Below are 24043 nucleotides of genomic sequence, written 5' to 3'. Positions count from 1 at the left end.
GCCCCGGGGGACCGGGGTGCGGGTCCTGCGGTCAGCCGTGGAAGCCGATTCCCGTCACGGCGGCGGCCGAGCGGCGGTCCAGAAGGGTCGCGGAGGCGCACCCGGCGGGCGGACGGCCCTCCTCGGCGTCGCGCAGCAGGCGGCCCACGGCGCCCCGGTGGCGGGCGAAGGCGTAGGCGGACACCCCGCGGCCCCGTGCGGCCTGGCCGGAGAGGGCCTCCTCGGGGCTGCTGTCCAGGAGGACGAGGTGCAGCGCCCGGCCCCGGCGGCGCGCGGCCGCGGCGAGCAGCCCGCGCACCCAGCTCTGGGTACCGCAGTCGTGGACGACGACGGAGGCTCCGGAGCGCAGGATCCGCAACAGCCCCCAGTAGTGCGCCGCGCGCACCAGCGGGCGGTAGACCGCGTACGGCAGCCGGGCGGGCATCCGGCTCTCCCAGCGCTCGCGGGTGTCCTGGGAGTCGACGGCCCCGCCCTCGGGCGCGGCCCGCTTGATCAGCGTGCTCTTGCCGCCGCCGGGCAGGCCGGAGACCACGACGATGTCGCCCTCGGCGAAGCCGAGCCGCCGGGGTCCGAGCAGCGCCGGGCCGCGCAGGTCGTGGACGAGGCCGAGGCCGCCGTCGGCCGCCCTCCGGCGCTCGCGCGCAGCGCGCCGCTGCGCCGGCACCGCCTCCACGGTTCCCGTCGTCGTCACCACTCCGAATCTCCGCACAGTGTTCGCCTCCCCCGAATCGGGTCACCGGGACCCTTGCCCACTGAGTGTAAAGAGACGGTAATCGGCATGTCCGGTTCCGCTCCGCCCGCTCGGAGGGGCGTACGAACTTTCGGACCCCGACCCCCGATCTCGGTCATGGCGTGCAATGATGTGCGCCATCTGGACCAACTGCATACCGGCCGCTTGAATCCGCGCGGGAGAGTCCCGGCACGCCGCAAGGCCGTGCGCGGGCGCCGAAGGAGCAAGAACCTCCCTTGAATCTCTCAGGCCCCGTACCGCGTGGATGAGGCAGATCTGAAAAGCGAGCTGCGCGGCAGCTCCACCCAAGGTGCAAGTCGGGGAGACCGGCGATCGGACGATCGGCGGAACTCTCGGCGAACCTCTCAGGTTCCGATGACAGATGGGGAGGAACCTCCTCGTCATGTCATGTCGATGCCCTGGGACCCGGGAGCCACACCCATGAGCACTGCCCCCCGCCTGACCGCCCTCGATGCGCTGCACCGCTCGCTCGGTGCGACCATGACCGACTTCGCGGGCTGGGACATGCCGCTGCGGTACGCCAGTGAGCGCGACGAGCACAACGCCGTGCGCACCAAGGCCGGCCTCTTCGACCTTTCGCACATGGGCGAGATCACGCTGACCGGCCCGGAGGCCGTCAAGGCCCTGGACTACGCGCTGGTCGGCAACATCTCGACCGTGGGTGTCGGCCGCGCCCGCTACACGCACATCTGCCAGGAGGACGGCGGGATCGTCGACGACCTGATCGTCTACCGCCTCGGCGAGACCGAGTACATGGTCGTCGCCAACGCCTCCAACGCCCAGGTCGTCCTGGACGCCCTGACCGAGCGCGCCGCCGGCTTCGACGCCGAGGTCCGCGACGACCGCGACGCCTACGCGCTGATCGCGGTGCAGGGCCCGGAGTCCCCCGGCATCCTTGCGTCGCTCACCGACGCCGACCTGGACGGCCTCAAGTACTACGCGGGCCTGCCGGGCACCGTCGCCGGCGTGCCCGCGCTGATCGCGCGTACGGGCTACACCGGCGAGGACGGCTTCGAGCTGTTCGTCGCCCCCGAGCACGCCGTGGAGCTGTGGCAGGCGCTGACCAAGGCCGGCAAGGGCGTCGGCCTGGTCCCGGCCGGCCTGTCCTGCCGCGACACCCTGCGCCTGGAAGCGGGCATGCCGCTGTACGGGCACGAGCTGACCACCTCCCTGACCCCGTTCGACGCGGGTCTGGGCCGGGTCGTGAAGTTCGAGAAGGAGGGGGACTTCGTCGGCCGCGCCGCCCTGGAGGCCGCCGCCGAGAAGGCCGCGAGCCAGGCGCCGCGCAAGCTGGTCGGCCTGGTCGCCGAGGGCCGCCGGGTCCCCCGCGCCGGCTTCCCCGTCGTCGCCGGCGGCAAGGTCGTCGGCGAGGTCACCTCGGGCGCCCCGTCCCCGACGCTGGGCAAGCCGATCGCGATGGCGTACGTGGACGCGGAGCACGCCGCGCCCGGCACCTCCGGCGTCGGCGTCGACATTCGCGGTACGCATGAGCCGTACGAGGTCGTCGCGCTGCCGTTCTACAAGCGGCAGAAGTAACCCTCCGCGCACGACGTCCGCCGTCCGGGTACCCGTACGGCGCCGTCTCAGTACCCAAGACCGCAGTTCGTATCCACTCCCCCGCATCCAGGAGAATCAGGCCATGAGCAACCCCGAGAAGCTGCGTTACACCAAGGAGCACGAGTGGCTGTCGGACGTCGTGGACGGCGTCGCGACGGTCGGCATCACGGAGTTCGCGGCCAACGCGCTCGGTGACGTCGTCTACGCCCAGCTCCCCGAGGTCGGCGACACCGTGACCGAGGGCGAGACCTGTGGCGAGCTGGAGTCGACCAAGTCGGTCAGCGACCTGTACTCCCCGGTCTCCGGCGAGATCGTCGAGGCCAACCAGGACGTCGTCGACGACCCGGCGCTCGTGAACACCGCCCCGTTCGAGGGCGGCTGGCTGTTCAAGGTCCGCCTCTCCGAGGAGCCCAAGGACGCGCTCTCCTTCGAGGAGTACACCAAGCTCACCGCCGGTAACTGACCCCAGGGGACCCTGATGTCTGTACTGAACACCCCTCTCCACGAGCTCGACCCCGACGTCGCCGCCGCCGTCGACGCGGAGCTCGCGCGCCAGCAGTCCACCCTGGAGATGATCGCGTCGGAGAACTTCGCTCCGGTCGCCGTCATGGAGGCCCAGGGCTCGGTCCTCACCAACAAGTACGCCGAGGGCTACCCGGGCCGCCGCTACTACGGCGGCTGCGAGCACGTCGACGTGGTGGAGCAGATCGCGATCGACCGCATCAAGGCGCTGTTCGGCGCCGAGGCCGCGAACGTCCAGCCGCACTCCGGTGCGCAGGCCAACGCCGCCGCGATGTTCGCGCTGCTCAAGCCGGGCGACACGATCATGGGCCTGAACCTGGCCCACGGCGGTCACCTGACCCACGGCATGAAGATCAACTTCTCCGGCAAGCTCTACAACGTGGTCCCGTACCACGTGGACGAGTCCGGCCAGGTGGACATGGCCGAGGTCGAGCGCCTCGCCAAGGAGTCCAAGCCGCAGCTGATCGTCGCGGGCTGGTCCGCCTATTCGCGCCAGCTGGACTTCGCCGCCTTCCGCCGCATCGCGGACGAGGTCGGCGCGTACCTGATGGTCGACATGGCGCACTTCGCCGGCCTGGTCGCCGCGGGCCTGCACCCGAACCCGGTGCCGCACGCCCACGTCGTGACCACCACCACGCACAAGACCCTCGGCGGTCCGCGCGGCGGTGTCATCCTGTCGACGCAGGAACTGGCCAAGAAGATCAACTCCGCGGTCTTCCCCGGTCAGCAGGGTGGCCCGCTGGAGCATGTGATCGCGGCCAAGGCCGTCTCCTTCAAGGTCGCGGCCTCGCCCGAGTTCAAGGAGCGCCAGGAGCGCACCCTGGAGGGCGCGAAGATCCTCGCCGCCCGCCTGGTCCAGGACGACGTCAAGGCCGTGGGTGTGGACGTCCTCACCGGCGGCACCGACGTGCACCTGGTCCTGGTCGACCTGCGCAACTCCGAGCTCGACGGCCAGCAGGCCGAGGACCGCCTCCACGAGGTCGGCATCACGGTCAACCGCAACGCCATCCCGAACGACCCGCGTCCCCCGATGGTCACCTCGGGTCTGCGGATCGGCACGCCGGCGCTCGCCACCCGCGGTTTCGACGCCGAGGCCTTCACCGAGGTCGCCGAGATCATCGCGCAGGCGCTGAAGCCGGCGTACGACGCCGAGGGCCTCAAGGCGCGCGTCTCGGCGCTCGCGGCGAAGTTCCCGCTGTACCCGTCGCTCTAGCGGCGGCGTGGAAGGGCCCGGCCCCGTCTGTGCACGGGCCGGGCCCTTCCCGTGCCCGCCGACGTCCGCCCCGGCGCCGGCGGCCCGAAGGGCCCGGCTGCGCTGCCCCGCGGCACGGGTGGACACCTGTCCGACCTGTCCACGTAATCCTTCCCACCTCGTCCGGCAGCCTGGACGTTCACCGCGCCGCGTTAAGCTCGTCTGTCGGACAAAAACCGAACAATCCGCCTCTCTGCCCCCTCCCACCCCACGAGCAGACAAGGGAGTCCGCCACCGTGGCCATCTCCGTCTTCGATCTCTTCTCCATCGGCATCGGTCCCTCCTCCTCCCACACGGTCGGTCCGATGCGCGCCGCCCGCATGTTCGTGACGCGGCTGAAGAAGGACGGCGTGCTCGCCCAGACGGCCTCCGTGCGGGCAGAGCTCTTCGGCTCCCTCGGCGCGACCGGCCACGGCCACGGCACGCCCAAGGCGGTGCTGCTGGGCCTGGAAGGCCACTCCCCCCGCACCGTGGACGTGGAGACGGCGGACGACGAGGTGGAGCGCATCCGCAAGAGCGGCCGCCTGCGGCTGCTGGGCGCGGAGATAGGCGATGGCCACGAGATCGCCTTCGACGAGCCGAACCAGCTGATCCTGCACCGCCGGCGCTCCCTGCCCTACCACGCGAACGGCATGACGCTCTTCGCGTACGACGAGGCCGGTACCCCGCTTCTGGAGAAGACCTACTACTCGGTCGGCGGCGGTTTCGTCGTGGACGAGGACGCGGTCGGCGAGGACCGGATCAAGCTCGACGACACGGTGCTGAGGTACCCCTTCCGCTCCGGTGACGAGATGCTGCGCCTGGCGAACGAGACGGGCCTGTCGATCTCCTCCCTGATGCTGGAGAACGAGAAGGCCTGGCGCACGGAGGAGGAGATCCGCGAGGGCCTCCTGGAGATCTGGCGGGTCATGCAGTCCTGCGTCTCGCGCGGCATGTCCCGCGAGGGCATCCTGCCGGGCGGCCTGCGGGTCAAGCGCCGTGCCGCGTCCACGGCGCGCCAGCTGCGCACCGAGGGCGACCCGATGATGCACCGCAGCGAGTGGACGACGATCTACGCGATGGCGGTCAACGAGGAGAACGCGGCGGGCGGCCGGGTCGTCACCGCGCCCACCAACGGCGCGGCGGGCGTCCTCCCGGCCGTCCTGCACTACTACATGAACTTCGTCCCGGGCGCGGACGAGGACGGCGTGGTCCGCTTCCTCCTGGCGGCGGGCGCGATCGGCATGCTGTTCAAGGAGAACGCGTCGATCTCCGGCGCCGAGGTCGGCTGCCAGGGCGAGGTGGGATCGGCCTGCTCGATGGCGGCCGGCGCCCTCGCCGAGGTCCTGGGCGGCACCCCGGAGCAGGTCGAGAACGCCGCCGAGATCGGCATGGAGCACAACCTGGGCCTGACCTGCGACCCGGTCGGCGGACTGGTCCAGATCCCGTGCATCGAACGCAACGGCATGGCAGCGGTCAAGGCCGTCACCGCCGCCAAGATGGCGATGCGCGGCGACGGCTCCCACAAGGTCTCCCTGGACAAGGTCATCAAGACCATGAAGGAGACCGGCGCCGACATGAAGGTCAAGTACAAGGAGACCGCACGCGGCGGCCTCGCGGTCAACGTCATCGAGTGCTGACACCCTCCCGCCGACTTCGGGGGCCCGGCGCGTGCGCCGGGCCCCCGCGTCGTCCGGTGCCCGGTCCGAGGGGGCGGAACCGCCGGGTCCGGCGCGGCGTCTTCAGCTGTGCCACCAGTCCCCGTCTCTCGAGAATCGGGGGGACGTCATGATCCACGTCCGTCTCCGGCAGTTCACGGCCCTGGCGGTCGGCGCCGTGCTCGCCGCCTGCCTGTCCTTCGCCGCGCCTGCCTCGGCCTCCACCCTCTCCTCGGCCGCCGCCGACACCCAGGTCCCGACCCCGCTCGTCGTGAACGCCCGCTGGGGCGGGCACGCCACGTTCGACCGGATCGTCATCGACCTGCAGGGGTACGCCCCCACGGTGACCGTCACACCCGTCGCACAGCTCAGGTACGACGGGTCCGGGAACCCCGTGCCACTGGCCGGGAAGTACTTCCTGGAGATCCGCCTCAACCCCGCCGCCGCGCACGACGACGCGGGCGAGAGCGTCTACCGCGGCCCCAAGCTCCAGAAGATCTACCTCAACAAGCTCAAGGGCCTCGCCATGACTGGCGACTACGAGGGGTACGTGACCTTCGGTGCCGCCTTCGACACCCTTCCCTACTACCGTGCCTACAGCCTGCACTCGCCCGAGCGGTTCGTCGTGGACATCGCGCACTGAACCGTCACACGGAATCCGGAAGGCCGGCCCGGGGCGTCGCACACCCCGGGCCGGCCCGTGTCACCGCCGCCAGAACAGGTGGTGCGTCACCCCGCTCGGGCTGGGCACGACCTCCAGGTGGAAGCGGTCGAGCAGTTCCTCGGGCGACTCCCACAGCCGCACCCCGGAGCCGATCTCGACGGGCGCGACCGCTACGTGCAGGGTGTCGACGAGACCGGCGTCGAGGAACTCCCGGATGGTGGTCGCACCGCCGCCGAGCCGGACGTCCTTGCCCCGTGCGGCTTCCCTGGCCGATGCGAGGACCGCCGCCGGGTCGCCGTCGACGAAGTGGAAGGTGGTGTCGGAGAGGGTGAACGAGGGACGCGGGTAGTGGGTCATGACGAAGACCGGCGTGTGGAACGGGGGCTCGTCGCCCCACCAGCCCTTCCACTCGTGGTCGGCCCACGGACCGCGCTGGGGCCCGAACTTGTTGCGGCCCATGATCTCGGCGCCGATGTTGTGCCCGAAGTCGCGGGTGAAGTAGTCGTCCAGGCCCCGGCTGCCCCCGGGGTCCGTGCGGTTGGGCCAGCTCGCGGTGGCCCCGGCCCACGCGAACATGGCCGCGGGGTCCGCGTGGCCGAACGGCCGCTCCAGGCTCTGGGGCTCGCCGGCGCCGAATCCGTCGCGCGAGACGGTGAAGTTCTGGACTCTCAGCAGCTGCTCCACGGGCTTCCTCCAGTCTTGTGGTCCCCCATGAGACCGTCGGGGCGCGCAGAACTCATCGGTGCTCGGGGTTGGGGAAGTCGAAGCGGCAGCCCGCGTCCCACTGCGAGCGCTGGTTGCCGTGCGCCGGGATGCCGCCGGAGCGCTTGAGCAGGGCGGCCAGGTGCATGAGGTTCCAGGACATGAAGGCGGTGTTGCGGTTGGTGAAGTCGTTCTCGGGGCCGCCCGAGCCGGGGTCCAGGTAGGACGGACCGGGGCCGGCCTCGCCGATCCAGCCCGCGTCGGCCTGCGGCGGGATCGCGTAGCCGAGGTGCTGGAGGCTGTAGAGGACGTTCATGGCGCAGTGCTTGACGCCGTCCTCGTTGCCGGTGATCAGTGCGCCGCCGACCCGGCCGTAGTAGGCGTACTGGCCGTGCTCGTTGAGCAGCGAGGAGCAGGCGTAGAGCCGCTCGATCACCTTCTTCATCACGGAGCTGTTGTCGCCGAGCCAGATGGGGCCGCACAGGACGAGGATGTCGGCGTCCATGATCTGGCTGTAGAGGACCGGCCACTGGTCGCTCTGCCAGCCGTGGTCGGTCATGTCCGGCCAGACGCCCGTCGCGATGTCGTGGTCGACGGCGCGGATGAGCGAGGTGCGGGCGCCCGCGGACTCCATGACCGCCCGGCTCTTGTCGATCAGGCCCTCGGTGTTGCTGGTCTCGGGCGAGCGCTTGAGCGTGCAGTTCACGTACAGGGCGGTGAGGTCGGCGTAGTTCGCACGGTTCGCGGTGTTGTCGTCGGCTGCCACGCACCCCAGCGTGCGCAGCGCGTGGTTCGGCCGCCACCGGGCCTGGCCCGTACGGGGGCGGCCGGGAGGAGGTGATCGCGCTGCCCGGCCCGCCGCGTACCTAGGATGGCCGTATGTCCCTGCCGCACGCCATCCTCACCGCCCTGCTCGAGAAGCCCTCGTCCGGGCTGGAGCTGACCCGGCGGTTCGACAAGTCGATCGGGTACTTCTGGTCGGCGACTCACCAGCAGATCTACCGCGAGCTCGGGCGGCTGGAGGAGGCCGGGCTGATCCGCGCGCTGCCCAGCGAGGTGCCCGTGCGGGGCCAGAAGAAGGAGTACGAGGTGCTGCCCGCGGGCGGCACGGAGCTGGCCCGGTGGGTCGCGGAGAGCCAGGACCCGAAGCCGATGCGCGATCCGCTGCTGTTGCGGATCCGGGCGGCGGGCGTCGTGGGGCCACAGGGTCTCGGTCCCGAGCTGCGGCGCCATCTGGAACTGCACCGGCGCCAGCTGGCGCAGTACGAGGCCATCGAGGAGAAGGACTTCCCGCCGGGGCGCGACGCCGTGGAGGACCGGCTGCGCCGGCTCGTCCTGCACGGCGGGATCGCTCTGGAGACGTTCTGGCTGACCTGGCTGGAGGAGGCACTCGCCGAGGTCGGCGCCATGGAGGGCCCGGCCGGGCCGTCGGCCTGACGCGCACTCCCGCCCGGGCCCGGGGGGCCGGGCGGGAGTCCGGGGGACTACTTGTCCAGGGCGGCCCAGAACTCGTCGAAGCTCAGCAGCTTGTCGCCGTTCGCGTCCTTGGAGGCGACGACGGAGTCCGCGACGGCCGGGGTCACGTAGGCGTCGCCCATGGCGCGCATCGCGGCGCTGTACTCGTCGGCCGTGATGAAGCCGTCACCGTTCACGTCGAACCTGTCGAACGTAGCCCGTGCGCTCTCGATGTCCGCCACTGGTCCACCCCTTCTTGGTGCTTGTTGACCGGCCCAGGGTAGCGGCACCCGGGGCCCGCGGACCCACCGGGTCCCGGGCCCGCCCCGGGCCGCCCGGGCGGCGGCCGGGGGTCCCGCCGGGGGTCCCGCCGGGGCGCGGCCTACCGGAAGATGCCGGTGTGCCCGAGCGAGTAGCGGCCGGGCTGCGGGTAGACGGCGAGGCCGTGGGGGCCGCCACCCACCGGGATGCGGGCGAGCTGCTTGCCGGTCGTGGTGTCGACCGCGTAGACCTCTGAGTTGTAGCGGCCCGACAGCCACAGCACCTTGCCGTCGGCGGAGACGCCGCCCATGTCGGGGCTGCCCCCGTCCGGCAGTGTCCACTTCTTGGTGAGCTTCTTCTGCGGGAAGTCGTAGACGGAGATGGTGCCCTCACCGCGGTTGGAGACGTACATCTCCTTGGAGTCGCGGCTCACGTAGAGACCGTGGCAGCCCTTGCCGGTGGGGAGCAGCTTGGGGGTCTCGAAGGTGTCGCCGCTGAGCACCCACATGCCGTGCGCCATCATGTCCGCGACGTAGAAGGTCTTGCCGTCCGGGGAGACCTTGACGTCCTGCGGCATGGCGCCCTCGAACGGCAGCTTCTGCTGGCCGACGACCTCCATCCTCTCGGTGTCGACCTTGAGGAGTTCGCCGGAGAACTCGCAGCTCACGATGAAGTAGCGGCCGTCGGCGGAGAAGTCGGCGTGGTTGACGCCGTAGCACGACACCGGGACGGTCTTCACACGGTCCATCGTGTGCGGGTCGCGGAAGACCAGTTCCTTGTCCATGGAGGCCATGACGACGGCGTACTTGCCGTTGGGCGTGAAGTACAGGTTGTACGGGTCGTGCACCTCGACGGGCGTTCCGGCCTCGCCGGTCGCGGGGTTGATGGGGGTGAGCGTGTGGCCCCGGTTGTTGTTGACCCACAGGGTCTTCAGGTCCCAGGAGGGGACGACGTGCTGGGGCTGGACCCCGACCGGGATGGTGTCGATGACCCGGTAGGTCTCCGGGTCGATGACGGACACCGTGTTGGAGTTGGTGTTGGGCACGTAGACGCGGGACGGGAAGTCCTTGACCACCGGGGAGAGTTTGCCCGGCCGGTCCGCCGCGTAGACGTCGTTCGGATCCAGCAGTGGCGGCATACCGGGCAAGCCGGGCGGGGCGGCCGGTACGGCCTTGGCCGGCTTGGCCGGGCCCTTGGTGCCGAGCGCCTCGGCGGACTCCTTTCCGGCTGTTCCGCAGCCGGAAAGGGCGGCGAGGACCAGACCGGCCAGCAGCACGCCGGCATTCCGGGGAAGGCGGGTGGTCTTCATGGCGTCAGCAGCTCCGTGGTGGTCACCGCGCGCAGCTTGCGGCGCGCGAGTTCTTCGAGGAGGGGAGGCATCGCGTCGACCGTGTCCGCGTAGCCGAAGTGCAGGCTCACCACGGATCCGGGCCGGATCGTCCCGGTGACGTTGCGGATGACGGCCGCGGCGCCGGGCGAGGTGAAGTCGAGGGAGTCGACGTCGTACGAGAGGACGTGCGGGTAGCCGGCCCGCTGGGCCAGCTGCCGGACGAGCGGGGTGGCGTACTGCGTCCGGGAGGGCCGGAACCAGGTGCCGATGGAGCCGGTGAGCCGCTTGAGGCGCTGGGCGCAGCCGGTGATCTCGGCGTAGGCCTCCGCCTCGGCCATGCCGTTGATCGCGAGGTGTCGCTGGGTGTGGTTGCCGAGTTCGTGTCCGCCGTCGAGGATGCGGCGGGCCAGGTCCGGATGGGCGTCGAGCCAGGTGCCGACCGCCAGTACGGTGACCCGCGCGCCCCCCTTCTCCGCCGCGGCCAGCGCCGCGCGGGCGAGGGCGGGCTCCCCGTTGCCGTGGAAGGTGAGTGCGACCCGGTCACGGTCGCGGGGACCGTGGCCGATCTCCACGGGCCGCCCGGCGAACCGGCGGGGGGCGGCCGGGGCCGCGGCCTGCGCGGGCCCCGCCGGACGGGCCGGGCCGGGTGGCGGGGAGGAGGGCCGGGCGGCCGGACGGCCGGGGCCGCAGCCGGCGGAGAGACCGGCCGTCGCGGCGCCGGCCGCGCCGAGACCGGCCGCACGCAGGACTGCGCGCAGGGCCGCGCGGCGGTCTGGAGGTGAGAGCACCTGCCCATTTAAGGGGCGGATAGCCCGGAAGGTAATGATTGACCCATTTCGGGGCGTTCGCCGAGGGGGTGGATCAGGCGCCCCATCCGCCACGTGATCAACGATTTACGCAGAGCAGTCGACAGTTGTTCATCGAAAGCGAGGCGCGTGGCCCACCTCACCTAGGATTTAGCTAGAAAGTCTTGCTATTTGCACACTTATGTCCAAGTAGGGACTTTTGGCGTTCGAGCCCTCGTCTGCCATAGTCGAAACCACGACTTCCCCATTGACCCGAGCGAAGTCGCCACGCCGAGGATCACACCCCCTTCGATCCTCGGCGCACCCATGAAGCCCCCACAGCGCCCCACACGGCGAGCCGGGGGCTTCAGGCGTTCTGGCGGTCGGCGACCCGCATCTCGAACCAGGTGATCTTGCCGCGGGGCAGCAGGTCGGCGCCCCAGCGGTCGGACAGCTTGTCGACGAGGAAGAGCCCGCGGCCGGTGGTGTCCAGTTCGTGGACCGGCATCAGGCAGGGCAGTCCGCGCGAGGGATCGCGCACCTCCATGCGGATCCAGCCCCGCCGCCGCAGCATGCGTAAGCCGAAGGAGCGGGCTCCTGTGTGGCGCACCGCGTTGCCGACGAGTTCCGAGACCAGCAGGACGGCGTGCTCGGAGATCTGCGGCGAGAGGCCCCAGAGGCGGATCACCACGCACTGGGTGAGCCGGCGCGCGGTACCGGCCGACTCCGGCATGGACGGCAGCGTCACTTCCGCCTCGGCCGGGTTCCCGAACAACTCCAGCGCCTTGAGGCCCTGTTCCTCCTCGACAGCCGCCGTGAGCCGTACCGCCGAAGCACCGCCGCGCTGCCGCGGCTGTTCCACACCCTCCAGGCCCGCCATGGACCCATCATGGACGGCCGACCTGCCGCTCCGGGCCGTTCCACGGGAAACACCCCCCGGATTCAACAAATCCAAGGGGGTGTTCCGTCACGTCCGGAGGGCGGGCAGCTGACCCGAAGGACCGCCCTGACGTGCCGTGACGCACTGCACGGAAGCGATCACAGCGAGTTGATCACCAATTCGGCTTAAGGCTGCCTTAAGGCCTGGCTAATGCACCCCCACGAAGGACCGCCCGGCCGAGGCTCAGACGAACTTCGCCTTGCCCGGGCCCTCTTCGACAAAGCTGCGCATGCCGCGCTCGCGGTCCTCGGTGGCGAACAGGCCCGCGAACCAGTTGCGTTCGATGGTGAGACCGGTGTCGATGTCGGCCTCCAGGCCCGCGTCCACGCACTCCTTCGCAGCGCGCAGCGCGATCGCCGGCCCCTGCGCGAGTTTGGCCGCCCAGGCGTGCGCCTGCTCGTACACCTCGCCGGGGGGCACCACCCGGTCGACCAGGCCCAGGGTGAAGGCCTCGTCGGCCTTGACCATGCGGCCCGTGAAGATCAGGTCCTTGGCGCGTGAGGGGCCGACCAGCCGGGACAGCCGCTGGGTGCCGCCCGCGCCCGGGATGAGGCCGAGCAGGATCTCGGGCTGGCCGAGCTTCGCGTTGTCGGCGGCGATCCGGTAGTCGGCGCAGAGGGCGAGCTCGCAACCGCCGCCCAGCGCATAGCCGGTGATCGCCGCGACGACGGGCTTGGGGATGCGGGCGACGGCGGTGAAGGCGTCCTGCAGCGCACGGGACCGGACGACCATCGCCGCGTGGTCCATCGTCTGCATCTCCTTGATGTCCGCGCCCGCCGCGAACACCTTCTCGCCGCCGTAGATGACGACCGCGCGGACATCGGCCCGGTCGGTCGCCTCCACCGCGAGCTCGCGCAGCCGGTCCTGGGTGGCGATGTCCAGGGCGTTCATGGGCGGCCGGTCCAGGCGGATGGTGCCGACGCCTTCGGAGACTTCGAGAGAGATGGTCATACGGGCCAGGTTAGGGCCCGGGGGTCCGGGGATCTCCCCCGGAGGGGCGCGGCACGTGAAGTGGCCCGGTGCTGTGGGTCACAGCACCGGGCCACCGGATCACCTGCCCGGCGTGCGCGGAGCGGTTACTTGATCCACTCCGCCCAGGGCATGTTCCATCCGTTGAGGCCGTTGTCGGGAGCGATCTGCTTGTCCTTCGAGTTCTTCACGACGACCACGTCACCGATCAGCGACTCGTCGAAGAACCAGGCCGCGGGCTGCTTGGAGTCACCCGCGCCGCGGACGTCCTTGAGGCCGATGCAGCCGTGGCTGACGTTCGCCGAGCCGAAGGTGCCCGCGGAGGCCCAGTAGTTGCCGTGCACGAAGGTGCCCGACTGCGACAGGCGCATGGCGTGCGGGACGTCGGAGATGTCGTACTCGCCGCCGAAGCCGACGGTCGCGCCGTTCATCCGCGTGACCTTGTACTTCTCGCTGATGACCATCTGACCGTTGTAGGTCGTGGTCGAGGGGGCGCCCGCGGTGATCGGGACGTCCTTGAGGACCTGGCCGTCACGGACGACCTGCATCGTGTGCGCGGCCGCGTCGACCGTCGAGACCTGGGAACGGCCGATGGTGAAGGTCACCGTGCGGGTCTGCTTGCCGTAGACCCCCGGGCGGCCCTCCACTCCGTCGAGGGCGAGCTTGACGGTGACCTTGGTGCCCGCGGCCCAGTAGTTCTCGGGGCGGAAGTCGAGGCGGTCGTTGCCGAACCAGTGGCCCTCGATCGGCACGGCCGGCTCGGCCGTCACGGTGATGGCCTTCTCGACGGCCTCGGGGTTGGTGATCCCACGGGTGAAGTTGATCGAGACCGGCATGCCCACGCCGACCGTCGAGCCGTCCTCGGGCGTGTAGTGGCCCACGAAGGTGTTGGTCGGGGTCAGGGTCGTGAAGGTGGTGTCCTTGGCGGACTCCCGGCCGGCCTCGTCCTTGGCGACCGCGTGCACCTTGTACTCGGTCGCCGAAGCCAGGTGGCGGACCGGCTCCCAGCTCGCGCCGTCGTCGGAGAGCTTGCCCTCGACCGCGTTGCCCTTGGTGTCGGCGACGGTCACCGTGCTGAGCTTGCCGCCGGTGCTCGTGATCTTCAGGACGCCGCTCGTGGCGACCTCCTTGGCCCCGTCGTCGGGCTTGACGCTGACGACGGCCTTCGAAGCCTCGGTACCGGTCTTGCCGCCACCCCCGGCGTTGTCGCCGCCGCTGCCGCTGCTGTTGCCGCCGCCACCGCCGCTGCAGGCGGTGGTGAACAGCAGGGCCGCTCCCAGCAGCAGGGCCGGCAGGCCCGTCCGGGCGCGGCCGCGTATCGGCTGCAGGTTCACTCGTGCTCTCCCCATGTCCCCCGCGCGCGGACTGTCGCGCGCATGTCGAAAGGAAATCACACGGGAGGATCACGATGAGCCACGGTCTTGTCACTGTTCCGTCCCAAGTGCCGCGACACGGGGGGAATGGCTTGCGGTCAGTCCTCTGTGCCCGGCTTGGTGCCCCAGACGTAGACGGCGTCGCCCACGGTGAGAAGTCCCCACAGGCGCGCCGCGTCCGGTTCGGTGAGGTTGACGCAGCCGGCGGAACCACCGGTTCCGTAGAGGGAGCCGGGGGACCCGTGCACGGCCTGGCCCCCGTCGAAGAACTGGGCGTGCGGCATGGGCGTGCCGTAGAGCGTGGAAACGTGGTTCTTGTTGCGCCAGTACACCTCGTGCCAGCCGGTACGGGTCTCCTGGTAGTCGCGCCCGGTCCGGATGGGCACGGGCGGGAAGACGACCTTGGACCCCCTCTGCACCCACAGCAGCTGGCGCTCCAGGTCCACGCACGTGACCCGGTGGTCTCGTACGGGGCAGTCTCCCGCGGCGTTGGGGTCGGGACGGGCCGTCACGACGAGCATCGTGCGGTAGGTGGCGACACCCGGGTAGCCGTCGGCCGGGCTGACGCCGTTCGTGCGCTGGAAGGCGCGGATCGCGTGGCAGTCCGCGGTGGACTGCACCCCGTCGACCGGTCGGCCCAGGTGGTCCTCCAGCTCGCGCTGGTAGGGGCCGGTGCCCGCCGCGCACGCGTTCTCAGGTTCCGCCGGGGCGGCCGCCGCCGGGGACGGGAGCGGGGCCGCCAGTGCGAGCAGGGCGCCGAGTACGGCCACCCGCGCCATGGGTCCGGTCCCCTGGCGTACGGCCATCCGGGCCTCCTTCGGTCTGTGAACGCGTGGTCACGGACCAGCCAACCCGTGGGCCGGGGGTACGGCTCGCGCTGCTGAGCCGCCGGAGTGAGGAGGTCACTCCGGCGGCGCACCGGCGCGTGCGGGCCGGGCCCGGCGACCGTCGTCCGCGCCGGTGGTGGGGATCGGCTCGGCACGCTTGTTGTAGACCGTGAGGACGAGCCGGCGGCCGGACGCGCCGTCCAGCCGCCAGGGGCCGGCCACGGGGTTCTTCGGCATCACGTATCCCTCGGGGACGTCCTTCTCGACCAGGAAGTACGCCCCGTCCGCGAGCCCCTCGAAGTCGCACGTGCCGTCGCCGTCGGTGGCACAGCCGCGCCTCGGGCGCTGGTCGGCGTCGACCCCCGCGGTCTGCAGGCCGGTGCTGCCGTTGGTCTCCTTCCAGATCTCGAACACCGCGCCGTGCAACGGCGCACCGGTCTTCCCGTCCCTCTTGCGGACCCGGATCCCGCCGCTGTACGCCGCGTCCCGGCTGCGGTTGGGGACGTTGACGACGAGCCCGTCCCGGGCGGCGGCACCGCCCAGGTCGAAGCCGGTGAACGGCTCGTCGGGCCGCTCGTAGCCGGCGGGGACGGCGACCTGCACCGCGTAGTACGTCTCGCCGGTCGTCAGCTCCACCGTGCAGACCCCCTCCGCGGCGGTCGCACAGCCGGCGGTCTGCCTTTCGTCGGCGGCCCGGCCGGTGCTCTGGAGCCCGGCCAGGTCGTTGGTCTCGCGCCACAGCTCGAACCGGGCCCCGGGCAGGCGCGCGCCGGTGTCCACGTCCGTGCTGCGCAGCACCACCCGGGCGGTGCCGGGCGGTGCCGCGGGGGGAGCGGCAAGGGCCGGGCCCGCCGCGGCGAGCACCACCGCCGCGGCGAGGCCGAGGGGCCATACCGTCGTCGTGCTGGCTGTCATGTCGCTCCGTCCGTCGTACGGGGCCGCGGGTCAGGCCCGCGGACCCTTGGCGTCCTTCGGGTGCTTCGGGTGCTCGTGGTGTTTCGGGGGCTCGCGGTGCCCGACCTCGCCCTTGCCGTGGTCCCCCTTGCCCTTGCCGTGGCCGTCGCGCTTGTTCTGGAGCGTGACGACGAGCCGGCGGTCCGGGGTGGCGGCGTCCAGACTCAGCGGCCCGGTCACCCGGTCCGCGGGCAGCGCGTAGCCCTCGGGCACGGCCGTCTCGACGAGGTAGTACCGGCCCTCGGGCAGCGGGCCGAAGTCGCAGGCCCCTTCCCGGTCCGTGGCGCAGCCGTCCGCCGCCCGGCGGTCGGCGTTGATGCCGCGGGTCTGCAGGCCGGCGGTGCCGTTGGTCTCCTGCCACACCTCGAACACGGCGCCGCGCAGCGGCCGCCCGGTCTTGGCGTCCTGCTTCAGGACCCGGATGGAGCCCTCGTACCGCTCGCTCCTCGTGTTCGGGACGGTGACGACGATGCCGTCCGTCACGTCGCCCGCGGTCAGGTCGAAGCGCGTCACCGGGTCCGCCGGCGGTTCGTAGCCGGCGGGGACCGCGGTCTCCCGCCAGTAGTACGTCCGGCCGACCGGCAGCTCCACCGTGCAGGTGCCCTGGGTGTCGGTCACGCAGGCGCCGTCCAGCCGGGTGTCGCCGCCCGGGGTGAGGGGTTGGAGCCCGGAGGTGCCGTTGCTCTCCTGCCACAGCTCGAACTGGGCGCCGGGCAGCGGCAGGCCCGTCGCCCGGTCCGTCTTGCGCAGTACCACCCGGGCGCCGTCCGGCGGCTGGGGGCTGCGCCGGTTGTCCGCCTCGTACCGGACGCCGGCCTGCGCGTTCTCGGCGGTCAGGGTCACCTCGCGGACCGGCTGGGCGGGCGGCTCGTAGCCGGGGGGCGCCTGGGTCTCGCGCCAGTAGTACGTGCCGGGCGCCGTGGTCTCCTCGCACAGGCCGCTCGCCGGCGTGGTGCACCCCGTGACGAGGGTGTCTGCGCCCGGGCCGGCGGGCTGGAGGCCCGCCGTGCCGTTGGTCTCCCGCCACAGTTCGAACTGTGCGCCGGCCAGCGCCGCGCCCGTCGCCGCGTCCCGCTTGAGGACGGAGAGCGAACCGGTCACCGGGGCCGGGCCGCCGCAGTCGGGCAGGTCCCCGTCGAACGGGTAGGCGTGGAACTCCTGGCCTCCTCCCCCGACGGTGTCGCTGCCGTGGGTGACGGAGCCGGTGGTGAAGAAGCGGCCGTTGATGCCGGGCAGGGTGACCGTGGTCTCGGAGCGCTGCTGCCCCATCAGGAAGCTGCCCTGGAACTGGCCGCCGCCGGTCAGGTTCACGGTCGTGGCGTCCGGGAAGTTCCACAGCAGCCGGTCGCGGTAGGCGTTCAGCGGGTCGGTGTCCGCGATGCCGCCGCTGTAGGTGTTGATCGTGCGGGTGGCACCCAGCACGTTCACCAGGACGGTGGCCGTGGCCGGAATGCGGGCGAACCGGATGCCCTGCTGGCCGCCCCCGGTGCCGGCGAGGTCCGCGTCGACGTTGAAGACCTGGAGGGCGGAGGTGCCGTCGCCGGTGAACACGGTCTCGAAGCCGCTGTTGACGACGGTTCCGGTGGCCGGGCGGGGCTGCCCGTCGACCCGGGCGTAACACTGGCTGGCGGCGCTGAGCCGGTCGCGCAGTCCGGCGTACGGGGTGACCGCGGCCGGGTCGGGGGCCAGGCGGCCGGTCACCACGCCGGTGAGGGCGCCCGCGTACCGGACCGTACCGCCGTCCGCCAGGAGGCGTTCGCCCTCGGCGACGGTGACGTCCGCGCCGGTGGTGAGGAAGTCGGCCCCGTCGGGCGGCGGGACGAGCGATCCGGCGCCGACGATCCCGACGTTGTAGCGGCTGTCGCCGCCCGCCTGCTTGTCCTGGTCGAAGTCGCCGAGGACGACGAGGCGGCCCTCGGCCTCGGAGGCCCGTCCGCGGACCCGGAAGTCGCCGCCGGCGAAGATGTTGATGCCGTTGTCCCGGCCGCGCAGGACGCCGTCGCTGTTGATCGGCGGGTACGGGTCCGGGCAGCGGCCCGGGACGCAGGGACCCAGCCCACCGGGCAACGGCGCCCGGGCCGCCGCCACGGGCCGGCCGGCGTCCGCGCCGGGTCCGGCGGCGGCCGCGGGGGCGGCCGCGGCCAGCACGGCGCCGATCGCGAGCCCGAGGGTCCACTTCCTTGCTTGCATGGCGCTCCGTCCGTCCCGGCTGCCTGCCCTGATGTGCCCTGACAGGCTGGAGGCAGGCGGCGGCGGTCCGGGGCGCGGACACTCTGCGCTACGGCATTCCGATCACACGAGTCACTCTTGCGGGGGGCCGTGCGCCGTTCAGGCGAGGGCGGAGCCGGCCACCCAGTCCGCCCAGGACATGTTCCAGCCGCCCAGCCCGTTGTCGGCGGCGACCGTCTTGTCCTGCGAGTTGACGACCTCCACCACGTCGCCGATCAGGGTCCGGTCGAAGAACCAGCCCGCCGGGGTGTCGGAGCCGCCGCCCTTGTCGTCGCGCAGGCCCACGCAGCCGTGGCTGACGTTGGTGGTGCCGAAGGTGTCGGGGCTGGACCAGTAGTTCCCGTGCAGGAACGTCCCGGAGTTGGTCAGCCGCATGGCGTGCGGGACGTCGGGGATGTCGTACTCGCCGCCGAACCCGACGGTCTGGCCGTTCATCCGGGTGACGTCGAAGAGCTCCATCACCACCATCTTCCCGTTGTAGGTGGTGGTCTTGGGTGCTCCGGCGCTGATCGGCACGGTGGACAGCAGCTCCCCGTCCCGGCGGACCTCCATGGTGTGGGCGGCGGCGTCCACGGTGGAGATCTGCGAGCGCCCGACGGTGAAGGTGACGGTTTTGGACTGGATCCCGTACGAGCCGGGGGCGCCCTCGACGTCGCGCAGAGCCATCCGGACGGTGACCTTGGTCCCGGGTTTCCAGTACTGCTTGGGCCGGAAGTCGAGGCGCTCCTTGCCGAACCAGTGGGCGGCGATCTCGACGGCCGGCTCCGCGGTGATCCGGATGGCGCGCTCCACGTCCGCGCGCCGTTCGATGGCGCGGCTGAACTTGAAGGAGACGATCATGCCGGTGCCGACGGTGGAGCGGTTCTCCGGCTTGAAGTAGCCGATGAACCGTTCCTCGGGGACGTAGGTGGTGAACGTGGTGTGGCGGGCCTGGCGTCGGTTGTGCCCGTCGAGGGCGACGGCGTCGACGGTGTACTTGGCGGCGAGGGCGAGCCGGCCCGCCTGCGGGGTGGGGCTCCAGCTGAGCCCGTCGGCGGCGATGGCGCCGGGGACCTCCTCCGCCTGCGCGTCCTCCACCTTGGTCACCTTGACCCGCTCCAGCCTGCCCTCGGGCACGGTGACCGTCAGCCGCCCGTCGGCCGGCACGTCCTTGGCGTTGTCGTCGGGGGTGATGCGGATGGCCTCGGCCGGCGAGCGGACTCTGCCGGGGAGCTGGATCTCGACGGGCGACCTGCCGTCCTGGGTGCAGCCGGCCAACCCGCCCAGCAGGCCCGCCCACACCGCCACGGCGGCCAAGCCCGCCCCTGCCCGCCTCGTCAGAAGTGTCACGTTCCCTCCAACGACCGGGCCCTCCGGGGGAAACGTGAGCGCGGGCCACGTTCCGGGCAGAACAGTCCGGGCAGAACAGTGGGAAGGACCAGACGGGGGCGGGCCCGGGCCGGGACGCCGGGGCCACATACTCCCCTGCCCCCGCCGGTACCGAAGAGCCGTGGAGGCGGGCAGTGTCGAGCGCAGCCGAGCAGGAGGCGGTGGAAGCCGTCAGCAACGCCGTCGGAGCGGTACGGAGCGGACAGGCCGCGCCCGCACCGCACATCGACGGCCAATCGGGCGGCCCACTGGGCCAGCAGTCGAACGGACGGTCGGACAGTCGGACGAACGGCCAGGTCAAGGGGCAGGTTCCACGGGCACAGGCGCGCCCGGCCCCGGTCGTGTGGCCGGGGTCCTCGCATCCCCTGGGGGCGCGCTTCCGCCACGGTCCCGACGGGACCGCGGGCACCAACTTCGCCGTGTGGGCACAGGGCGCGGAGGCGGTGGAGGTGTGCCTCTTCGACGAGGGCGGGGCCGAGACCGCATGCGTCCTGACGGAGCTCACGCACGAGATCTGGCACGGTTTCGTGCCGGGCGTGCGCCCGGGGCAGCGGTACGGCTTCCGGGTGCACGGCCGCTGGGATCCCTGGACGGGGGTCCGGCACAATCCGGCGAAGCTGCTCCTGGACCCGTACGCCCGGGCCGTGGACGGAGACTTCACGCTGCCGCCGGAGGTGTACGGGCACGTCCGGGACTGGCCGCAGCAGTACATCGCCGACACGGTGCGCGACGACCGGGACTCCGCTCCGTTCGTCCCCAAGGGCGTGGTCGTGCACGATGACGACGACTGGGCGGACGACGTCCGGCCGAAGACGCCCTGGGCCGATTCGGTGATCTACGAGCTGCACGTGCGCGGCTTCACGATGCGCCATCCGGGTGTTCCCGAGGAGCTGCGCGGCACCTACGCGGGCCTCGCGCATCCGGCGGCGATCGAGCACCTGGTGAAGCTGGGCGTGACGGCGGTCGAGCTGCTGCCGGTGCACCAGTTCGCGCACGAGGACCACCTGCTGCGCCGGGGGCTGCGCAACTACTGGGGCTACAACTCGGTGGGCTACTTCGCCCCGCACGCGGCGTACTCCTCGAGCGGCACGACCGGGCAGCAGGTCGGGGAGTTCAAGCGGATGGTCCGGGCGCTGCACGCGGCCGGGATCGAGGTCATCCTCGACGTGGTCTACAACCACACGGCGGAGGCCGGCGAGCTGGGTCCCACGCTGTCCCTGCGCGGGTTCGACAACCGGGGCTACTACCGGCTCCAGTCCGACCAGCGCCGGTACGCGGACTACACCGGCTGCGGGAACACCCTGCACGCAGGGCGCCCGCACGTGCTGCGGCTGATCACGGACTCCCTGCGCTACTGGGTCACGGAGATGGGGGTGGACGGCTTCCGCTTCGACCTGGCGGCGGCGCTGGCCCGGTCGATGCACGACGTGGACATGCTGTCCCCGTTCCTGGCGGTGATCGCCCAGGACCCTGTGCTGCGGCGGGTGAAGCTGATCGCCGAGCCGTGGGACGTGGGGTCGGGCGGCTACCAGGTGGGGGCGTTCCCGCCGCTGTGGACGGAGTGGAACGACCGCTACCGGGATGCAGTGCGGGACTTCTGGCGGGGCGCGCTGCCCGACGTGCGGGACCTCGGATACCGGCTGTCGGGGTCGAGCGACCTGTACGCGTGGGGCGGGCGGCGCCCGTACGCCTCGGTCAACTTCGTGACCGCGCACGACGGTTTCACGCTGCGGGACCTGGTGTCCTACGAGCGCAAGCACAACGACGCGAACGGGGAGGCGGGCCGGGACGGGACCAACGACAACCGGTCGTGGAACTGCGGGGCGGAGGGCGAGACGGACGACGCCCGCGTCGGTCTGCTGCGCCGCCGCCAGCTGCGCAACCTGCTGACCACCCTGCTGCTGTCGACCGGGGTGCCGATGCTGGTGGCGGGCGACGAGTTCGGGCGCACCCAGGGCGGCAACAACAACGCGTACTGCCAGGACAACGAGACGGGGTGGGTGGACTGGTCGCTGCTGGAGGATCCGGCGTGGCAGTCGCTGTTCGCCCTGACGGCCCGGCTGGTCTCGCTGCGGCACGCCCATCCGGTGCTGCGGCGGCGCGCGTTCTTCTCGGGCCGGCCGCAGGGGGCGGACGGGCTGCGGGACCTGGCGTGGTTCACGCCGGGGGGCGTGGAGATGACGGAGCGGGACTGGTACGCGCCGGCGGCCGCGCTGGGGATGTACCTGTCGGGCCGGGACATCCCGGGCCGTGACGAGCGGGGCCGTCAGGTGACGGACGACAGCTTCCTCGTCCTGCTCCACACCGGTGACCGGCCGGTGGCGTGGGTGCTGCCGGGGGCGCCGTGGGCCGAGGAGTACGAGCTGGTCCTGGACACCTCCCTGGAGGAGCAGGCCGCCGCCCCCGGCACTCTGCACCGCGCCGGGGAGAGCCTGACCGTGCCGGCCCGGTCGGTGCTCCTGCTGAAGGTCAGCGGGTCTCGACCGACAGGAGCATCCGCTTGAGGAGGACGGCGAGCGCGGCGCGTTCGGCGTCGTCGAGGGGCTCGATCATCTCGGCCTCGGCGATGCCGCGCCAGCGCATGGCCTCGGTCCACCGCCGGTGCCCCTCCTCGGTGAGCTCGACGTCGACCCGGCGGCGGTCGGCGGCCGCACGCAGCCGGCGGACCAGGCCGGACTTCTCCAGGGTGTCGAGGCGGCCGGTCATCCCGGCCGGGGAGAGGAGCAGTTCGGCGGCGAGTTCGGCGGAGGGGGCCCGCCAGGGTGCGCCGCGGGAGGCGAGCCGGTGCATCGTCTCGAACTCGAAGGCCTGCAGCCCGGTCTCGGCGAGCGCCCGCTCCTTGCCGTGCGAGACGTGTTTGGCGAGGAGCTGGATGCGGGTGATGACGGCTTCGGTGGGCACGTCGAAGGGCACTTTGCCGGTCCACCGGGCGATGTGCCGGTCGACGGAGTCCTCGACGGGGTCCTCGGCGGCGTCCTCGGCGGGCTCCGTTTCCGACGGCCGGGTGTCCTCGGGCTCGACCGCCGGTCCGTGCGGGCCGTCCGGGCCCATGGGTGAGGCCGCTCCCGCCCGGTGGGCCGGTACGCCCCCCGGTCCCGCCTCCGCTGCGGCGGCCCGTACCGCCGCGCGCCGCGCGCGGCCCTCGGCCGCCTCTCTGCCCATGCCCGCATTATGTCCCGTTCCCCGCCCGACACCGGGCCCATATTTCGTTGACGAATGATTCGCTGGCGAAATACTGTCCGCGCATGATCACGCCGATACGGCGGCTGCTCGTCGGCCGCACCTTCGCCGCCTTCGCCTCCGCGCTCGTCCCCACCACCCTCACGCTGGCCCTCCTGCGGGCGGGCTCCTCCGGAGATCTGGGCCTGGTACTCGCCAGTGAGCTGCTGCCCATGCTGCTCCTGCTGCCCGTCGCCGGAGTCGCCGCGGACCGGTTCCCCGCCCGGCGGGTGGTGCTCGTCGCCGACATCGTCCGGGCGGGCGCCCAAGCGGCGACCGGCGTCCTGCTCCTGACCGGACTCGAAGGCCGGGTCCCCGAGCTGGCCGCACTCGCCGCCGTGACCGGAGCGGCGGTGGCCTTCGGCACGCCCGCCGTACGCACGCTCGTCGCGGCCGCGGTTCCCGAGGACGGGCGGCTGCGCGTGAACACGCGGCTCGGGGTGGCGACCGGGCTCGCGAACGTGGCGGCCCCGGCGGCCGCCGGCTCGCTGGCGCTGACGGTCGGCGGCGGATGGGCCTCGCTGCTCACCGCGGCGCTCTTCGCCCTCTCCGCGCTCACCCTCGGCGGACTGCGCACCGGCCCGGTCCCGCGGACCGCGCCGCGCGCCGCCTTCGGCGCCGAACTGCGCGCGGGCTGGGCCGAGACCCGGCGCCACCCGTGGTTCCTCACCAGCGTGCTCGCCCACGGGGTCTGGCACCTGGCGGCCGGGCTGCTCCTGACCCTCGGCCCGGTGATCGCCATGGAGAGCATGGGCGGCGAGGGCTCCTGGGTGGTGATCGCCCAGGCCGGCACGGTCGGCATGCTCGCCGGCGTGTGGACGGCCGGGCGACTGCCGCTGCGCCGGCCGCTGTTCGGGGTGGCTTTCGGGGCCGCGGCCCAGGCGCTGCCGCTCACCGCCTTCGCGCTGCGCCTGCCGCTGCCGGCGACCGCGGCCGCGTTCTGCGGCGCCATGTTCGGCCTCGGGGTGCTGAGCCCGCTGTGGGAGACGGAGATGCAGCGCCGCATCCCGTTGGAGACCCTGGGCCGGGTCGGCTCCTTCGACACCCTCATCTCGTTCGCCGCGCGTCCCCTAGGGCTGGCGGTGGCCGCCCCGCTGGCCGCCGCCGTGGGGACCACGGCTCCGCTGCTGGTCGCGGCCGCCCTCAGCGCCGCCGCGAACCTGTCCGTACTGCTCCTTCCGGACGTCCGCAGACATCCGGAACCGACCCGATCATCTGTGCTGCGATGATGTGTTCGACATCGTCGCT

The 24043-nt window shown here is 72.0% G+C and carries 22 protein-coding genes and 1 riboswitch; of the genes, 8 read left to right on the top strand and 14 right to left on the bottom strand.

Annotation, left to right across the window (positions count from 1 at the left end):
• Nucleotides 1–31: 31 nt before the first annotated feature.
• A complete protein-coding gene (locus tag ACZ6JS_RS02565) occupies nt 32–691 on the bottom strand; it encodes an AAA family ATPase (protein ID WP_469295255.1) in 660 nt (219 codons plus the stop codon).
• 205 nt (nt 692–896) lie between these two features.
• Nucleotides 897–1000: riboswitch (glycine riboswitch) on the top strand.
• 171 nt (nt 1001–1171) lie between these two features.
• On the opposite strand from ACZ6JS_RS02565, the gene gcvT reads away from it, so the two are divergent.
• The 5 genes from gcvT to ACZ6JS_RS02540 all read left to right on the top strand — a co-directional run bounded on the left by gcvT (nt 1172) and on the right by ACZ6JS_RS02540 (nt 6362).
• Nucleotides 1172–2287, top strand: coding sequence for a glycine cleavage system aminomethyltransferase GcvT (gene gcvT / locus ACZ6JS_RS02560; RefSeq protein WP_469295254.1), 1116 nt, complete (start codon nt 1172–1174; stop codon nt 2285–2287).
• Between the two features lie 103 nt (nt 2288–2390).
• Nucleotides 2391–2771, top strand: coding sequence for a glycine cleavage system protein GcvH (gcvH, locus tag ACZ6JS_RS02555; RefSeq protein ID WP_030846773.1), 381 nt, complete (start codon nt 2391–2393; stop codon nt 2769–2771).
• Nucleotides 2772–2786: 15 nt separating this feature from the next.
• Nucleotides 2787–4043, top strand: coding sequence for a serine hydroxymethyltransferase (gene glyA / locus ACZ6JS_RS02550; protein ID WP_469295252.1), 1257 nt, complete (start codon nt 2787–2789; stop codon nt 4041–4043).
• A gap of 275 nt (nt 4044–4318) precedes the next feature.
• Nucleotides 4319–5701 (top strand): L-serine ammonia-lyase, encoded by a 1383-nt coding sequence (locus tag ACZ6JS_RS02545; protein ID WP_469295251.1) that lies wholly within the window; start codon nt 4319–4321, stop codon nt 5699–5701.
• Between the two features lie 148 nt (nt 5702–5849).
• Nucleotides 5850–6362, top strand: coding sequence for an AMIN-like domain-containing (lipo)protein (locus ACZ6JS_RS02540; protein WP_469295250.1), 513 nt, complete (start codon nt 5850–5852; stop codon nt 6360–6362).
• Between the two features lie 60 nt (nt 6363–6422).
• On the opposite strand, the gene ACZ6JS_RS02535 is transcribed toward ACZ6JS_RS02540, so the two are convergent.
• Both ACZ6JS_RS02535 and ACZ6JS_RS02530 read right to left on the bottom strand, forming a co-directional pair.
• Entirely contained in the window at nt 6423–7067 is a 645-nt protein-coding gene (locus tag ACZ6JS_RS02535) for a dihydrofolate reductase family protein (RefSeq protein WP_469295249.1), read from the bottom strand.
• A 52-nt stretch (nt 7068–7119) separates the two neighbouring features.
• Nucleotides 7120–7860 carry a flavodoxin family protein gene (locus tag ACZ6JS_RS02530; protein ID WP_469295550.1) on the bottom strand — a complete coding sequence of 247 codons (741 nt, stop codon included), beginning with the start codon at nt 7858–7860 and terminating at the stop codon, nt 7120–7122.
• A gap of 104 nt (nt 7861–7964) precedes the next feature.
• Here ACZ6JS_RS02530 and ACZ6JS_RS02525 point away from each other — a divergent pair, with 104 nt between their 5' ends.
• Entirely contained in the window at nt 7965–8522 is a 558-nt protein-coding gene (locus ACZ6JS_RS02525; protein WP_469295248.1) for a PadR family transcriptional regulator, read from the top strand.
• Between the two features lie 47 nt (nt 8523–8569).
• Here the strand turns inward: ACZ6JS_RS02525 and ACZ6JS_RS02520 are convergent, their stop codons facing one another.
• The 10 genes from ACZ6JS_RS02520 to ACZ6JS_RS02475 form a co-directional block, all read right to left on the bottom strand.
• Nucleotides 8570–8782: an EF-hand domain-containing protein gene (locus tag ACZ6JS_RS02520; protein ID WP_387116726.1), complete on the bottom strand. Its 213-nt coding sequence runs from the start codon at nt 8780–8782 to the stop codon at nt 8570–8572.
• Nucleotides 8783–8922: 140 nt separating this feature from the next.
• Complete coding sequence (locus ACZ6JS_RS02515; RefSeq protein ID WP_469295247.1) at nt 8923–10110, bottom strand: YncE family protein; 1188 nt, start codon at nt 10108–10110, stop codon at nt 8923–8925.
• The gene (locus tag ACZ6JS_RS02510; protein WP_469295246.1) at nt 10107–10919 is read right to left on the bottom strand and encodes a polysaccharide deacetylase family protein; all 813 of its coding nucleotides are present in this window, start codon (nt 10917–10919) and stop codon (nt 10107–10109) included. Before ACZ6JS_RS02510 ends, ACZ6JS_RS02515 begins: the two co-directional genes overlap by 4 nt.
• A 364-nt stretch (nt 10920–11283) precedes the next feature.
• On the bottom strand, nt 11284–11796 hold the full coding sequence (locus tag ACZ6JS_RS02505; RefSeq protein ID WP_469295245.1) for an ATP-binding protein: 513 nt from the start codon (nt 11794–11796) through the stop codon (nt 11284–11286).
• Between the two features lie 243 nt (nt 11797–12039).
• Nucleotides 12040–12807, bottom strand: coding sequence for an enoyl-CoA hydratase/isomerase family protein (locus ACZ6JS_RS02500; protein WP_469295244.1), 768 nt, complete (start codon nt 12805–12807; stop codon nt 12040–12042).
• 125 nt (nt 12808–12932) lie between these two features.
• Nucleotides 12933–14174 carry a L,D-transpeptidase gene (locus tag ACZ6JS_RS02495; RefSeq protein WP_469295242.1) on the bottom strand — a complete coding sequence of 414 codons (1242 nt, stop codon included), beginning with the start codon at nt 14172–14174 and terminating at the stop codon, nt 12933–12935.
• Between the two features lie 122 nt (nt 14175–14296).
• Nucleotides 14297–15004: a L,D-transpeptidase family protein gene (locus tag ACZ6JS_RS02490; protein ID WP_469295241.1), complete on the bottom strand. Its 708-nt coding sequence runs from the start codon at nt 15002–15004 to the stop codon at nt 14297–14299.
• Between the two features lie 96 nt (nt 15005–15100).
• Nucleotides 15101–15940 (bottom strand): MSCRAMM family protein, encoded by an 840-nt coding sequence (locus ACZ6JS_RS02485; RefSeq protein ID WP_469295240.1) that lies wholly within the window; start codon nt 15938–15940, stop codon nt 15101–15103.
• A 30-nt stretch (nt 15941–15970) separates the two neighbouring features.
• On the bottom strand, nt 15971–18169 hold the full coding sequence (locus ACZ6JS_RS02480; protein ID WP_469295239.1) for a choice-of-anchor A family protein: 2199 nt from the start codon (nt 18167–18169) through the stop codon (nt 15971–15973).
• Nucleotides 18170–18307: 138 nt separating this feature from the next.
• Nucleotides 18308–19528: a L,D-transpeptidase gene (locus ACZ6JS_RS02475; RefSeq protein ID WP_469295549.1), complete on the bottom strand. Its 1221-nt coding sequence runs from the start codon at nt 19526–19528 to the stop codon at nt 18308–18310.
• Nucleotides 19529–19917: 389 nt separating this feature from the next.
• Here ACZ6JS_RS02475 and glgX point away from each other — a divergent pair, with 389 nt between their 5' ends.
• Nucleotides 19918–22080, top strand: a complete 2163-nt coding sequence (glgX, locus tag ACZ6JS_RS02470) for a glycogen debranching protein GlgX (protein WP_469295548.1) — start codon at nt 19918–19920, stop codon at nt 22078–22080.
• Here the strand turns inward: glgX and ACZ6JS_RS02465 are convergent.
• Entirely contained in the window at nt 22046–22738 is a 693-nt protein-coding gene (locus tag ACZ6JS_RS02465; protein WP_469295238.1) for a MarR family winged helix-turn-helix transcriptional regulator, read from the bottom strand. The two genes, glgX and ACZ6JS_RS02465, sit on opposite strands and share 35 nt — an antisense overlap.
• Before the next feature lie 83 nt (nt 22739–22821).
• Here ACZ6JS_RS02465 and ACZ6JS_RS02460 point away from each other — a divergent pair, with 83 nt between their 5' ends.
• Nucleotides 22822–24024 carry an MFS transporter gene (locus ACZ6JS_RS02460; protein ID WP_469295236.1) on the top strand — a complete coding sequence of 401 codons (1203 nt, stop codon included), beginning with the start codon at nt 22822–22824 and terminating at the stop codon, nt 24022–24024.
• The last annotated feature ends 19 nt before the right edge of the window (nt 24025–24043 follow it).

The sequence above is a fragment of the Streptomyces sp. NPDC046349 genome, assembly GCF_055587885.1.
Note: the sequence above shows the minus strand (reverse complement) of the source record. Positions and strands in the feature narration are given on the sequence as shown.